Genomic DNA, 14,959 nt, shown 5'->3' with positions numbered 1-14,959 from the left:
CCTTAATTTGAACAGAACTTTGATTTTACTCATTTACTTTAACCATTGAAGGACGTAAAACTCGATCTTTAAGTTTATATCCTTTTTGGAATTCTTCTAAGACCACATTGGATTCGGCATCCGGTTCACTTACCTGCATAACTGCTTGATGCACATTAGGGTCAAATTGTTTTCCAACTGATTCGATAGTTTCAACCCCTTCTTTTTTCAGGGCATCGATAATGCTACGGTATACCATTTCCACGCCTTGCATAATGGATTTTGCTTGTTCATTTGTTGCTTCTACTTCAAGTGCCCTCTCAAAATTATCAAGAGCCGGCAGCAAATCACTTACAAGACTTTGAGCTCTATATGTAGCAGCTGTTTCTTGATCTAAGCGAGCACGTCTCTTAAAGTTTTCAAAGTCGGCAACCTGACGCAAAATGCGATTTTCTGCCTCTTCTAGCTTAGCCTCAAGTTCTGCGATTTTATCATTGGCTTTCGAAAGTTCGGCATTCACATCATTATCTTGTTCTTCTACTAACTCTGCTTCAGCCTGTTCAATCGTTTCTACCACATCATGTTCTACGTTTGCTTCTTCTACCTCAATTTCTTCTTTCACTACTTTATTCTCGTTAGCCAATACACTCACCTCCCTTAAAGTGAATTCTCACTTCACATAGTACTTAGTATATGTATTAGAGGGAATATATCTCCCCCTATAAATATGACCACTGCTATTCAATTTGATACAGTTTCGTTAGGACCTTTGAGAAATCTTGACTTATATGCTGCAACAAAGTGATAACACGTGAATACTCCATTCTTGTAGGTCCTAAAATGGCAATTGACCCAAGATGTTCATTACCAATGGAATAAGTTGCCGTTATTAGGCTACAATCATTCATTGCGATATTGTTGTTTTCGTGACCGATCTTAATATTAATTCCAGCTTTATCTGAACGTAACAGTCTCGAAAATTCATGCTCACTTTCGATCATAGTTAATAGTGATCGTACTTTGTCAATGTCATGGAACTCTGGTTGACTTAACATATTTGTTTTTCCACCAATAAACATTTTTTCTTCCGTTTTAAGGGAAAGTGTTTTGTCCAAAACATTTATGACTGCATCATAGTTTCGAATATTCGTTTTTAAAAGGTACGCAACCTCTTTATAGATTTTGTTTTTTAGATCGGTTAGCGGAACACCAATAAGTCGCTCATTTAGAATGTTGACTATTTTTTCAATATCGCTCGGGTCAATAGAGTCAGGAAATGAAATTGTACGATTTTCCACATGTCCATTATCCGTAACGATAATTGCAACAGCTGTTTCATTGTTAATCGGAACAATTTGCAGTCTTTTGACTTTATTTTCTTTAAAGGCTGGACCTAAGACGATTGCAGTATAGTTGGTTAAATCAGATAAAATCTGTGCAGATTTTTGCACAATTTTTTCTAGCTCATAAATTCTCTCTGCAAAAATTGACCTTAATTCGTGCTTTTCCTTTAAGGTTAACTGGCTTGGAGATAATAAATGATCCACATAGTATCGATAACCTTGTTCGGATGGAACTCTACCAGATGAGCTGTGCGTTTTTTCAATAAATCCTAGTTCTTCCAGATCTGCCATCTCATTGCGAATAGTTGCTGAGCTAAACACAATCCCATCCTTTTTCGACAATGTTCTTGACCCCACTGGCTGTGCAGATCTAATAAAGTCATCAATTATAACTTGAAGAATCAATAGTTGACGATCTGTTAGCAAGGAACATCACCTCTGTTAGCACTCTGATTTAGCGAGTGCTAATTCTATAATTAAATTACCAAATACATGTGCCATTGTCAATGTTAAAACATATTCATTTTAAATCAAAAATGCTTGAAACACTTCATTTCCAAGAAATTTCCCTTTATGAGTTAGGCGAATAAAATCATCCTTTTCCTCAAGCAACCCTTTTTCCTTTTGTTCTTTAATTTGGCTTGCAAAAACATCAAAAATACTAACAGAAAACTTTTCATGAAAATGGGAGATGGAAACTCCAGTTGTTTTACGTAAACCTAAAAAGAGTTCTTCTTCCATTTTTTCTTTTACAGTTACTGTATGTTTTTCGACATAAGGAAAACCATGTTCGTCAATTGCTGACATGTATTTTTTTATTGGACCAGCATTTGATATTCTCTTTTCTGCCACATAGCTATGCGCACCAGCCCCAATCCCGTAATATTCTTCATTATTCCAATATGTTAGATTATGGCGACTTTCAAAACCTTCTTTTGAAAAATTACTGATTTCATATTGGTGGAATCCGTGTTTCTCCATTTCACTCATTAAAATTTCATACATTTTAGCCTCATTTTCTTGACTGGGTAAATGGAGTTTACCCTTTCTCATCAAGTTATAGAATACAGTTTTTGGTTCAACAATGAGGGAGTAAGCAGAAACATGTTCTACATCAAGGGAGAAAGCAAGATTAAGTGATTCTTGAAAGCTTTCGATGGTTTGATGTGGAAGAGCATACATTAAATCAATGCTAATGTTTTTAAAACCAACATGCTTCGCCATTTCAATCGTATGAAAAACATCGTCACGGCGATGTGTTCTACCAATTGCTTTAAGGAGCTCATCATTGAAGGTTTGGACACCAAAACTAATTCGATTGACTCCCGAGTCTAACATTAGTTTTAATTTATCCTCAGTAAGATCCCCTGGATTCGCTTCAAAGGTAAATTCGAATGTCTTGCTTCGTGGTTTTAAATAATGGTTAATACTAGATAGGAATAGTTCTAATTGGTTAACATTAAGGACAGTAGGCGTTCCCCCACCAACAAATATGGATTTAAGCGATGAAGGTGGGTACGCTTCGATTGTATGTTTCATTTCAGTATCCATGTATTGAAGATATTCATCAACCGGTTGTCCTTTTAGAAATACTTTATTGAAGTCACAATAGTGACAGATCTGTTCACAAAAAGGAATGTGAAGGTATGCTGCTTGTACCAAAAAAATCACTCTTTTCTAAATAGAGAAAACCGCAGAAAGTTCTGCGGTATCTTTCATTTATTTGTCGTCCATTTTTAATACGGCCATGAATGCTTCTTGAGGTACTTCGACTGAGCCAACTTGCTTCATTCGTTTCTTACCTTCTTTTTGTTTTTCAAGAAGCTTACGCTTACGGGAGATGTCACCACCGTAACATTTAGCTAACACGTTTTTACGCATTGCTTTAATGGTTGAACGTGCAATAATCTTTTGTCCAACAGCCGCCTGGACAGGCACCTCGAATTGCTGTCTTGGAATAAGTTCCTTTAATTTTTCAACAATTATTTTTCCACGTTCATATGCGGTATCTCTATGAACGATGAAGGAAAGCGCATCTACTTTTTCAGCATTTAAAAGGATATCCATCTTTACAAGCTTAGATGGCTTATAGCCAATTAACTCGTAGTCAAATGAAGCATAGCCCTTTGTGCTTGATTTTAATTGGTCAAAGAAATCATATACAATTTCCGCAAGCGGAATTTCATAAATGATACTAACGCGTTTTTCATCAAGGTATTGCATATCAATAAAAATACCACGTTTACCTTGGCAAAGCTCCATTACAGCACCAACATAATCATTTGGAACCATCATTGTCGCTTTTACGTAAGGCTCTTCAATTCGATCAATTTTTTGTGGGTCAGGCATATCAGATGGGTTATCGATTTTCAAATCTGTTCCATCGGTTAGAAATACATCATAAATAACGCTTGGCGCTGTTGTAATTAAATCGATTTTAAATTCTCTTTCAATTCTTTCCTGAATGATTTCCATATGCAATAATCCTAAGAATCCGCAACGGAAACCAAATCCAAGAGCCTGTGATGTTTCTGGTTCGAATTGAAGGGCAGCATCGTTTAACTCAAGCTTTTCTAATGCTTCACGCAAGTCATTGTATTTCGCTGTATCGATTGGATATAATCCGCAGTAGACCATTGGATTTAGGCGACGATAACCCGGTAGTGGTGTGGTTACACCATTTTTAGCATTCGTAATTGTATCACCAACACGAGTATCGCCAACATGCTTAATTGAAGCTGTTAAAAATCCAACATCTCCAACTGTTAGTTCATCCTGTAAAGTTGCACGTGGTGTGAATACACCTACTTCGATTACTTCAAATTCTTTACCAGTTGCCATCATTTTAATTTTGTCTCCAGGCTTAACAGTCCCTTCAACAATTCGAATATAAGCAACTACACCGCGATATGGGTCATATAAAGAGTCAAAAATAAGTGCCTGTAGTGGCGCTTCTGGGTCACCTTGTGGTGCAGGTACCTTTTCGACTACCTGCTCTAAGATATCTTCTATCCCAATCCCAGCTTTTGCAGATGCAAGAACTGCTTCTGAAGCATCCAATCCAATCACATCTTCAATTTCTTGTCTTACTCTCTCTGGATCCGCACTAGGTAGGTCGATTTTATTAATAACCGGTAAAATTTCCAGATCATTATCTAAAGCTAAGTACACATTTGCTAACGTTTGTGCTTCTATCCCCTGTGCTGCGTCGACTACAAGTACTGCGCCTTCACATGCCGCTAAACTACGAGAAACCTCATATGTAAAGTCAACATGTCCCGGGGTATCAATCAGGTGAAAAACATACTCTTCTCCATCTTTCGCCTTATATTTTAATTGTACTGCATTTAGTTTAATGGTAATGCCACGTTCTCTTTCTAGATCCATGGAGTCTAGCAATTGCTCTTTCATTTCACGATGGGTTAACGCATTTGTTTTTTCAAGTATACGGTCAGCCAATGTTGATTTTCCGTGGTCTATGTGAGCAATAATTGAAAAATTCCGGATTCTAGATTGTCTGTTACGTCTCTCTTCTTGGTTCATTCAAAATCCTCCTGATACGAAAAGCGCAAGCGCCTAAATATTGATCGTCTACTAAGTACTGCCACGTCCTGTGGCAAACGTAGACGTCAGCACATCCTGTGCAAGCCCGAAAAGCGCTGGAACCTCGACGAGGAGGCTGTTGCCGCCGCAGGAGGGGTGAAGCGACCTCGAGGGGCTAGGCGCTGGAGCTGGACAATATAACTTAATCGTACATGTTATCTTACTATAAATTTATAGAATTCACTAGATTAGATTATACAGAACTCTTTTCCCACATTCAATTAAGAAAAAAAGACCCTAAAAAGAAAAAAGAGCTTGCTTTTATATTTCAGCAAGCTCCCCCTATATTTTATCAAGTAAACTCCCGATTCCGTTTCCTATGGCAATCATGATTTTTTCAAATAAAGCACTAATCCCATTTCCAAGCTTTTCACCTATGCTTGAAAAAAGGTTAAAAGCTTCTACATCCTCTAGTTGTTTTTGTTTTTGTTCTAAATCGTGACTGGTTACTTTCCGCCCTAGGACGGATGCTTCGACTTCTCCGTTTTCATCAGTAATATGGAAGGCACCTTGAAGGGAGGGGTCATTATACCCCCTCATTTTCTGCATCCCTTCATTCGCTTGCTGCATGCCGATCAATACACCTAGAAGAAGAACTGTCACAATCAAGAAACATTTCATCATGAATTTAACCATTGGAATTGCTCCCTCTTACCTATTCTTTATTTGTTTCATTTGCATTTACTTTTTCGGCCTGCCAGTAATATTCTGCAAGGACATCGGCGATAGCTGCTGCCGTTCGGCGCAATTCTTCGAAATTATTATCGACTCCACCAAATTCAATTAACATGGCATTTCCTGATTTGTCTTGGTTATATACCCCATTATTGCCAGGACCACCCTGCTGTATAACCCCACGGCTTAGACCGGGGTATTTTTTCTTCAGCATTTCATGTAAATCTGAAGCGATTTTAATATTTTCTTGAAGCTTTTTGTTTTCAGTCCCTACTATGAAGGCGACTTTCGCGTAAGATTTCCCATTAATTGTAACCGTCGTTGTTTCCTTTCGATGTGCATCCCGATGGATATCTATTAAGTAGGTTAAATCTTTGTTTCTTGCCATTGCACTTGTTACCAATTCTCCGGATGCCTTATAAGATTGATACCAATTGTACCCCTTCTGTTTGATATATTGGTCCATATTCCTTTGATCAACCTCTGTACCAATTCCCCTTGCCTCTAACTCCTGACTCAACATTTCACCTACTTTTGTAACATTTACATCAGGATGTCGGGCATTATCTGCATTAGCTGTATTCACTCCTTTTAAATGTGGAAAATAGCTTTCCGAGGAGTGAGTGTGATAAATATAGGCAACTTTTTTATCTCCTGTCGTCATCGTTGGCGGAGGTACAGGTTGAGTAGGCTTCTCTGCTTGTTCTACATTTTGTGTGGCTATTTGCCTTTCATCTAATAACACATCTAAAGGCGGGGGAGATTCTATAGGCATATTCGTATAGTTCGTTCCTTCACCCGCTACTAGAATCTTGCCATCAAATATAGAGAACCCCGGAAGTTCTCTACCTAAAAAGCTTCGGGGGTCATCTAGTGTTAGGTTGGTAGCTGCTTTGAATACGGCGCCTAGGTAGTCAGGCTTCGTTGTAGATTCCGGTAAACCTTGAACAAAATAATGATTTTCATACCCTAACAAGTGAACAAGGGCTTCTCCTGAAAGATTGGTTGCTACATTATTAATGGATGAAGAACTGATTCTATACTCTGGTTTAAGAGAGACAATCGCTCCCGTTATTGTAAATAGTAGAATAAAACTAAAAATGAGGAATAGAATTCCTTTCACTATGCTAGTTCCTTGAATTGAGATCATCATTCCTTGAGCTCGAAAACTTTTCATATTCTACCTCCTCAATGTTTGTCTATCATATTGATATGTACAAAACTGAGTTAGTAGAACTTATTTGATAGATTTCACAATCTTTTTTTAATGCGTGTAAGCCCCTGAGTTATCCTGTTCGATTTCGCCGTGTAATGCTGTGTTTAGTCCCCCCGCAATTACATTTGCCATATCCTCAATAAAGACATCGACCTCTTTTGGGGTGACCATCAAATTATGACCAAGTGGTGCCAACACTTCATGAATAAGCTTTCTTTTTTCATCATCTGGTAGTGTTCCGACAATGCCTAAGAATGTATTTCGTTCTTGTTCACCTGGAAGGTCGTCATCTGTTAAAACCTTTTTTTCACCAAAGCTCATTCCAGCGGGAATTAGAGCACGTGAAGGCTTGTCTCCTTCTTTCAGCTCTCTACCAAAATGCTTTAAAATAAAATCTATCGCATCACTAGTAATGGAAACCGCATCCACTACTGTTGGTATTCCAATGGCGATTACGGGAATGCCTAGAGTATCTTTACTCAGTTCCTTTCGTTTGTTTCCAACACCCGAACCTGGATGGATCCCAGTATCTGATATTTGAATGGTTGAATTCACACGTTCTACCGAACGAGCTGCAAGTGCATCGATCGCTATAACAAAATCAGGTTTTGATTTTTCTATCACACCAAAAATAATGTCACTTGTTTCAATTCCGGTTAATCCCATCACGCCAGGGGCAATTGCACTTACAGAACGAAATCCATCCTGGACATTTTCCGGCTGAAGTTGAAAGAGATGCCTTGTAATGACTAAATTTTCAACCGCCATTGGTCCAAGTGCATCTGGTGTCACATTCCAATTCCCTAACCCAACGACAAGGCAGCTAGCATCCTTTGCGATATCTAGATTTGAGAGGAAATGACTAAATTCTTTTGCAAATACTGCTTGTACCTTTTCTTGGAGCTCTGAATCTTTTTGACGAATCCCCTGAACTTCTAATGTTAAGTAGTTTCCTTTTTTCTTTCCGATTGCATTTGCACCTTCATCGGTAATTTCAACAGTTGAAATGGTAATGCCATCCTCTTGTCTTTCTTTAATAATGACACCCTCAATTTCTGATACTTGCGGTTGGTCTTCTGTTAAAGATTTATTACGTTCCTCGACTGCCATTGCACTTGCTTCAATAGCTAAATCAGTACGAACTGAATATTTGGTTAAATCTAGTTGTTCTCCCAATCCTATTACCTCCAATTTTTTACATAGTATGTATAGCTTTACCCCCAAAAGTGCGGTTCATGCAATTTTTATCATGTGGCAAGAGATTGGTATTGCATTATCACAGCCAATTTGATAGAATAACTTTTGTTGTAACATCAGAGTATCAAAGACTGTATTCTGTTCATTTAGCGCAGGAAAGAGGATTTCCAGTATCGTAAATGATTGAACGTGTAGATCATCTTGATATTCGCAGGAGGTGAAAGTATGCCAAATATTAAATCAGCTATCAAACGTGTAAAAACAAATGATGAAAGCCGTGCTCATAACGCAACTGTTAAGTCTGCAATGCGTACATCTATTAAAAACTTTGAAGCTTTAGTTGCTAACAACGATGCAGACAATGCAAAAGCAGCATTCCTTACTGCTTCAAGCAAACTTGACAAAGCGGCTCGTAAAGGTCTTATCCATAAAAATGTTGCTGACCGTCAAAAATCTCGTCTAGCTAAAAAACTTAACGAGGTTAACGCATAATACTGAAAAGCGCAGACGCCTTGTTCAGCCCCGACAAGCAAATGTTCTGCGGCAAAAAAAGTTGTTCTTTGACTTTTCTTGACGCAGGTTATTTGACCTCGAGGGGCTAGGCGTCGGAGCCAGACAATAAATAAACGACTCGAATTGAGTCGTTTTTTTTATTATCATTGTCTAGCTCCAGGCACCTTGAACTTTCCTTTTTATTTAGCTAATTTCATAATAAATAACTCCAGTATTAACTTTTTATCCATTTTGCCGTTTTTTATTTCATAATCTGCTTCAGCAAGCTGGTTCATAATGTGTAAAAGCTCTTCTTGTGTAAATAAATTGGATTGACCACCTGCAAGCTTGACACGAAATGGATGAACCTTCAAATTTCCCGCAATTTGCTGTTGTCCGTACCCTTGCCTAGAAAGCTCCTTCACCTGAAATATCAATCTAAACTGAGTAGCCAGTAAAGATAGAATTTTAATTGGCTCTTCATTATTTTGTAAAAGGTCATAAAAGATACGTAATGCCTCATCCAGTTTACGATTTACTACCTTATCAATAAGCGAAAAAATATTTTGCTCCAAGGAGCGTGGTACAAGTAATTGAACAGTTTCCTCCGTAATTTCACCATTTACTCCTAGGTATAAACACATTTTATCTATTTCCTGTGTAATGTTCATGAGATTTGTGCCGGCTACATGCAGTAACTCTTGTATCGCTGCAGGACGGATGGTGACCTCATGCTGAATTACGCGATCGGTAATCCAGGTATGTAAATCCTTTTCAGATAAAGTATTTACGGTTAAGACTTCCGCATTCGTTTTTAGTAGTTTAACGATTTTTTTTCGTTCATCCAACTTTTCGTAGGGTGCGGTGAACACAAGAATTGTAAATGGGGCAGGGCTTTTTAAATAGTGCTCAAGGACTGAGATATTATGCTCCACCTTATCCTTATTTTTCTCAGACGTTAGGAATGAAGGATTTTGTAAAATAACAACTCGTCTTTCTCCCATAAAAGGAAGTGTCTCCGCATCAGCTAAAGCAATTTCAACTGGTGTCTCCTCTAAATCAAACACCGATAAATTAAAGTCCTTTTCTTCCTCTTCAATACTATATTTAATCAGTAATTCCTTTGTTTCCTGGATTAAAAAGTTTTCAGATCCATGCAATAAATAGATAGGGGCAAATTGTTTTTTCTTAATTTTTTTCCAAAGCTCTAGATTCATTCATATTCCTCTCCACAGTAAGCCATCAACTAACTATTTAATCGTATCGGGAAATCGTTTATTTTTCAACAGGTTTATAAAACAGGTATATAAAAGTAAAAAGGGAATTGGTCTTTGCCAATTCCCAATCTATATGAAACATTACCAAACAAGCCCCGGGAAACTTGTCGAGTAATGATAATCTTTTTTTAGAATCATTACAGAGACGTTTGCTTATGTACTATTAGGATACGCGTTCGTTTTTGAACTATTTGTGACAAGTGTTGTTAATAAAGGAAGAGTATCGGATAATAGGGGAAAAAGGGTTTTCATTTTCTTTAGGTTTTGTTTTTGTAAAACAGAACCAATTTTTCAAAGGAAATCTAGATTTTTTTGGGTAGTTAGGCTATACTATAACTGTTTAGGAGGGGTTAGGCGTGAACGAATTTGAAAAGAATATTAAAAACACACGAAATGACGTTGTAGATGCTGGAGTAGCATTCGTTGTATCCTTTGGCTTCTTCGCTACAATTTTCATTATCGCAACTTTAATTAAGGTTATCGGAGCTTAATACCGACAGAATACATACTGTCAAATAGAGACTGCCCTTTTTGTTGGCAGTCTCTTTTTCGTTCCTTGCTCTACTGTATCTTATGGAATTGTTTGCATAAAGGTTCCTGTTTTTTCACGAAAACGATATTGAATTGCACCATCTTTATCCGTTCGATAAACCTTAATTTTCTCTTTTTGTAAAAGATCAATAACATCTGGATGCGGGTGGTTAAAGCGATTATTAACGCCGACCGGGATTAATGCAATTTCAGGATTTAGAAACTGGACAAACTCCTTCGTTGAAGATGTTTTGCTTCCATGATGTCCTACTTTCAATACATCCACCGGTAAATTTTTATAAGTTTTAATGAGATCTAGCTCGACATCTTTTTCAATATCCCCTGTAAATAACCAGTTTAGCCCTCCAAGTTTCGTATAAATGACAATGGAATTATTATTTTCCTCCACCTCATTTCCGTTTGGGGCAAGAATATAAAATAGGTGTTTACCTTCCTTCCACTTTTGTCCCCGTTCAACAATATGAACGGGAATCTTTTTTTTAGCGGCTATTTTCTTCAACTCTTCTTCTTGGCTAGTATTGTTTTTGTTTTTTCCTATGACGATTTCCTTAATATTCATATTTTTCACAAGACCTTGCGCACCTCCAATATGATCTTGGTCACCATGTGTAATGATTAACCTATCTATACTTGTTACGCCTTTAGATTTTAAAAAAGGAATGATAATGCCTTGTGCAGTCGAAAATTCATTCCTTCTTTTTTCCCATGGTTCTTGTTCAAATTGAATCGTTCCACCAGTATCAATTAAATAAACGGCTTTTCGATATGGGAGTTCAATATAGATACTATCTCCTTGCCCGACATCAATCATCGTGACTTCGCCATATGGATTCAAGTATGGCATGATTAAATGAATCAATAAAATCCCTATTGGTGCAAGAAGTGCACGTTGTAAAAGTACTTTCCTTTTTTCCCAACAAATTAAAAAGTAAAAGATTGAACCACAATACAAGATCATAAGAACTAGGCCCGGTTTTCCTAATGTTAGTACGGGGAAAGAAAATTGCGAAAACCAAACAGTGGCTTGATTTAAGATTTCGAGGAGCCACGTTAGAACAATCGCAAACATTTCACCGACAGGTTCAATTATTCCGAGCACAATTACTGTGAATAATGCAAAGGGCAAAATAATCATCGAATATAATGGAACATACAGCATATTTAGCGGTAAGCTTAATAATGAAAACTCGAAAAAATGAAATAGTAAAATGGGCAACGAGGCTATTTGTGATAAAAATGAAACCGCGAATAAAGAAGAAAAAGGATTGAGATAGTGTTTAAAAATGGCTCTTGATGACAAGATTAAAGCTGCACTAACCATGAATGATAATTGAAAACCGATGTTTACCAAAAAATACGGATTCAATGCAAGCATACACATGCACACAAAACTTATTACATCCAGCATACTACCCTTTTTCCACCACATGATTGTCGAAAGTAGGAGCATACACATTAGCACAGAGCGAATAACAGAAGGTGACCCCCCTGCAATAATGATATAAACCGGCAATAAACATAAGAGGAGAATCGAGGTAGACTCACGTGTTATTCCAAATCGGATACATAAAAAGTAAAACATCCCTGTCATAAGGCTTACATGAAGCCCTGATATAGCTAAAAGATGAATCAAACCTAATGACTGATAGGAATTTACAATTTCATTCTCAATATTCGTTCTTTCTCCATAAATTAAAGCTTGGATTATCCCTGCAGTCGACCCATCAAAATGAGAATCGATTTGCTGGATTCCAGCTTCACGGATATTTAGTAACCATCGAGAGAACGACCATTTTTCCTGTGGAAAACACTCTTCAGGAGTTAGCGTGTTAGCCTCAAAAATCCAATGAATTTTTTGCGCATATAAATACTTTTGATAGTCAAATGAATATGGATTTCTTGATACCTGTGGTTCTTTGAGAGTTCCGCTAAAGGTACACACTAACCCGATTCGTACTGATTCGCTTAGTTGAATTTTTTCTAACTCTGTTTGGATGTAGTAAACCATAAGGAGCTTTTCATGTTGTGGGGTATTTACAATGACAGTAAGTTTATCACCATTGATATCAGGTGTATCAACTATTTCGCCATAGATTGTTTTTGTCGTAGCAGTTAGTGTTGTTTGATTATTAGAATCAATAAGAATGAACAAACACATGAAGAAAAATAGAGCGAAAAGACTGAGGACTGCAAGTGCGAAATGGTGGCGGAAAATGATAAAACCGAATAAGAGTAGTAAGAGGAGGATACTAAACCAAGAAAAAGATGTATAGGGGACCAGTATTCCCAAAACTGAAAAGAAAGCCAGATAGACAAGCTTTCCTCTCACATAATCCCCATACTTCTTAATTATTTTTACCAATATTTGAAAAGAGTGTAGCAGCCTGCTCATGCAATGCCTTTATTTCTTTATCGTCCGCACCTGATTCTGTTACTTTCTCAATTAATTCATTAACAAACTCTAATTTTTCTTTTGATTTTAGGTCAATCACCATTTCTTGAAGTGGAACCTTTTGTACTTTTACATTTGAATTCTCCAACATTTCAATTGCGTATGGATGGTTTTTATAATCCACTGCATAATAAACAACTTTGATTCCTGCTTGAATAATAGCTTTTGTGCATTGGAGACAAGGAAAATGCGTCACGTAGATTTCAGCATTTTCTGTGGGAACTCCAAACTTCGAACATTGTAATAACGCATTCATCTCAGCATGTACAGTCCGTATGCAATGATTATCTACAACATAGCAGCCCTCATCAATACAATGGGTGCCGCCTGAAACGGACCCGTTATAACCCCCTGCAATAATTCGCTTATCACGAACAATGGTGGCTCCTACCGTTAATCGTGTACATGTACTTCTTAAAGCAAGCAGATGGCTTTGCGCCATAAAATACTGATCCCATTTAATTCGATTCAAATCTTCCCCATCCCTTCAACAAAATCTTACAATTATTTTATCGGTATCTCCCATACGTCGTCAATTTAATTTAAGTTCGTCTTTAATTTTTTCAAACGATTTTTCGCCTATCCCACTCACTTGAAGAAGATCCTCAAGTTGTTTAAAAGGTCCATTTTCTTCCCGAAATGCTATAATCGCTGCTGCTTTCGATGGCCCGATGCCAGATAATGTTTCAAGTTCTGCTTGAGTTCCACCATTTAGTGATATTTTACCGTCATTTTTTTGTGATTGACTGCTTATCTCCAATTCGGTGTTTTCACCCATACGCGGAACATAGATGACCATTTCATCCTCCACTCGCTGTGCTAAATTAACTTGCGTTTTGTTGGCATCTTCCGTAAAACCTCCAGCCATATCGACGACATCTTTGATCCTCATTCCCTCTTGGGCCTCAAATACCCCCTCATTAAACACAGCACCCTTAATATCTACTAGAATGACTGTGACTTCCTCTTCTACAACATTTTTTTCTTCAACAACTGGTTCAAGTAGTAACTCCTCTTCTTCAATGTTTGGCTCTGCTTTGGTTTCTTGTCCATAAATACGGTAGAACGCAATAAAAGTAACAAGACAAATTCCACAAACGATAATCATTAATTTCATTTTTTTATTTTTAAAATTCATGATATACCTTCCTTCTTTTTAGCTTAGGAAAATTGCATTCATATTTTGGTATGGAATCACATATGGTGTTAGGAGAATAGTCTGTAAAGGAGGGACGAACTTGAATATAGGGTTTATTGGTACAGGAAATATGGGGAAAATTTTAATAGAGTCCTTTGTAGAATCTCTTGCTGTTCCGCCTTCAAAATTAACCATTACAAATCGTACAATTGAAAAAGCAATAGCTATTAAGAACTCCTTACCAGATATTACGGTAGCAGCAACAAATGAAGAAGTTGTAAAAGGCTCTGATTTAATTTTTATTTGTGTGAAGCCTTTAGAGATTCACCCCCTTTTACACCAATTATCTTCTTCCTTAACGAGTAATAAATGTATTGTTTCAATTACAAGTCCGATTTCTGTTGAACAGCTTGAATCACTTGTGAACTGTCAGGTCGCTAGGATCATTCCGAGTATTACCAACCGTGCACTAACGGGTGTATCCTTATTCACTTTTGGCAGGAGCATTAGCAGCAGGTTTAAGGAGTATTTAGAATTCCTTTTCGAACAAATTTCCACTCCGGTTCACATAAATCATGAAATTACAAGAGTTGCTTCGGATATTGTAAGTTGCGGTCCGGCGTTTTTTACTTATTTGCTGAGAAGGTTTGTAGATGCAGCGGTGAGGGAAACGAAAATCACTGAGGAACAAGCAACAAAATTAGCAAGTGAAATGATTATCGGTATGGGTAAGCTACTTGAAAAAGAAATGTATACATTACCCACACTCCAGTCAAAGGTATGTGTAAAAGGTGGTGTCACTGGAGAAGGAATTAATGCAATGGAAGAACATATTGGTGAATTATTTGAAGAGTTGTTTAGGAGTACTCATAGAAAATATGATGAGGATATTTCCGAGGTAGCTAGACAATTTAACGAGACTCCATCTCGCTAAATATACCACTTCAATTATAAAAGCACAAGCCAAATAGAAGGCGTTTTTTTGCCTTTTAAAAGTGTTTGGCTTGCAACCTGAGCTAATGCCGGCATTGTCAT

At 37.3% G+C, this 14,959-nt stretch carries 14 protein-coding genes; 3 read left to right on the top strand and 11 right to left on the bottom strand.

Annotation, left to right across the window (positions count from 1 at the left end):
- Positions 1–25: 25 nt before the first annotated feature.
- From grpE to gpr, 7 genes are all read right to left on the bottom strand, one after another.
- Positions 26–622 (bottom strand): nucleotide exchange factor GrpE, encoded by a 597-nt coding sequence (grpE, locus tag E1I69_RS00725; protein WP_136377726.1) that lies wholly within the window; start codon positions 620–622, stop codon positions 26–28.
- A gap of 94 nt (positions 623–716) precedes the next feature.
- Positions 717–1,748 carry a heat-inducible transcriptional repressor HrcA gene (gene hrcA, locus E1I69_RS00720; RefSeq protein ID WP_136377725.1) on the bottom strand — a complete coding sequence of 344 codons (1,032 nt, stop codon included), beginning with the start codon at positions 1,746–1,748 and terminating at the stop codon, positions 717–719.
- Positions 1,749–1,847: 99 nt separating this feature from the next.
- Entirely contained in the window at positions 1,848–2,984 is a 1,137-nt protein-coding gene (gene hemW, locus E1I69_RS00715; RefSeq protein ID WP_136377724.1) for a radical SAM family heme chaperone HemW, read from the bottom strand.
- Between the two features lie 57 nt (positions 2,985–3,041).
- Entirely contained in the window at positions 3,042–4,865 is a 1,824-nt protein-coding gene (gene lepA / locus E1I69_RS00710) for a translation elongation factor 4 (RefSeq protein WP_136377723.1), read from the bottom strand.
- Positions 4,866–5,207: 342 nt separating this feature from the next.
- Entirely contained in the window at positions 5,208–5,561 is a 354-nt protein-coding gene (locus E1I69_RS00705; RefSeq protein ID WP_136377722.1) for a YqxA family protein, read from the bottom strand.
- 19 nt (positions 5,562–5,580) lie between these two features.
- Positions 5,581–6,777 (bottom strand): stage II sporulation protein P, encoded by a 1,197-nt coding sequence (gene spoIIP / locus E1I69_RS00700; RefSeq protein ID WP_136377721.1) that lies wholly within the window; start codon positions 6,775–6,777, stop codon positions 5,581–5,583.
- Between the two features lie 87 nt (positions 6,778–6,864).
- The gene (gene gpr / locus E1I69_RS00695) at positions 6,865–7,992 is read right to left on the bottom strand and encodes a GPR endopeptidase (RefSeq protein WP_136377720.1); all 1,128 of its coding nucleotides are present in this window, start codon (positions 7,990–7,992) and stop codon (positions 6,865–6,867) included.
- Positions 7,993–8,238: 246 nt separating this feature from the next.
- Here gpr and rpsT point away from each other — a divergent pair, with 246 nt between their 5' ends.
- A complete protein-coding gene (rpsT, locus tag E1I69_RS00690) occupies positions 8,239–8,505 on the top strand; it encodes a 30S ribosomal protein S20 (RefSeq protein WP_136377719.1) in 267 nt (88 codons plus the stop codon).
- A 200-nt stretch (positions 8,506–8,705) separates the two neighbouring features.
- Here the strand turns inward: rpsT and holA are convergent, their stop codons facing one another.
- Positions 8,706–9,722, bottom strand: a complete 1,017-nt coding sequence (holA, locus tag E1I69_RS00685) for a DNA polymerase III subunit delta (protein WP_136377718.1) — start codon at positions 9,720–9,722, stop codon at positions 8,706–8,708.
- 416 nt (positions 9,723–10,138) lie between these two features.
- Between holA and E1I69_RS00680 the strand changes: the two genes are divergently transcribed.
- A complete protein-coding gene (locus E1I69_RS00680; RefSeq protein WP_116351544.1) occupies positions 10,139–10,273 on the top strand; it encodes a YqzM family protein in 135 nt (44 codons plus the stop codon).
- A gap of 80 nt (positions 10,274–10,353) precedes the next feature.
- On the opposite strand, the gene E1I69_RS00675 is transcribed toward E1I69_RS00680, so the two are convergent.
- Genes E1I69_RS00675 through E1I69_RS00665 form a run of 3 tightly spaced genes read right to left on the bottom strand, consistent with a single transcriptional unit; the run spans position 10,354 to position 13,924 of the window.
- Positions 10,354–12,663 carry a DNA internalization-related competence protein ComEC/Rec2 gene (locus E1I69_RS00675; protein WP_161974822.1) on the bottom strand — a complete coding sequence of 770 codons (2,310 nt, stop codon included), beginning with the start codon at positions 12,661–12,663 and terminating at the stop codon, positions 10,354–10,356.
- 16 nt (positions 12,664–12,679) lie between these two features.
- Positions 12,680–13,258 (bottom strand): ComE operon protein 2, encoded by a 579-nt coding sequence (locus E1I69_RS00670; RefSeq protein WP_136377716.1) that lies wholly within the window; start codon positions 13,256–13,258, stop codon positions 12,680–12,682.
- 60 nt (positions 13,259–13,318) lie between these two features.
- Positions 13,319–13,924, bottom strand: a complete 606-nt coding sequence (locus tag E1I69_RS00665) for a helix-hairpin-helix domain-containing protein (RefSeq protein ID WP_136377715.1) — start codon at positions 13,922–13,924, stop codon at positions 13,319–13,321.
- A gap of 100 nt (positions 13,925–14,024) precedes the next feature.
- Between E1I69_RS00665 and comER the strand changes: the two genes are divergently transcribed.
- Positions 14,025–14,858 (top strand): late competence protein ComER, encoded by an 834-nt coding sequence (gene comER, locus E1I69_RS00660; protein ID WP_136377714.1) that lies wholly within the window; start codon positions 14,025–14,027, stop codon positions 14,856–14,858.
- The last annotated feature ends 101 nt before the right edge of the window (positions 14,859–14,959 follow it).

Origin of the sequence: Bacillus timonensis, assembly GCF_004799755.1 — a bacterium.
In the GTDB taxonomy this organism is placed as follows: domain Bacteria; phylum Bacillota; class Bacilli; order Bacillales; family Bacillaceae_L; genus Ferdinandcohnia; species Ferdinandcohnia timonensis_A.
The sequence above is the reverse complement of the archived record's forward strand: the minus strand, read 5'-3'. Positions and strand labels throughout refer to the sequence as shown.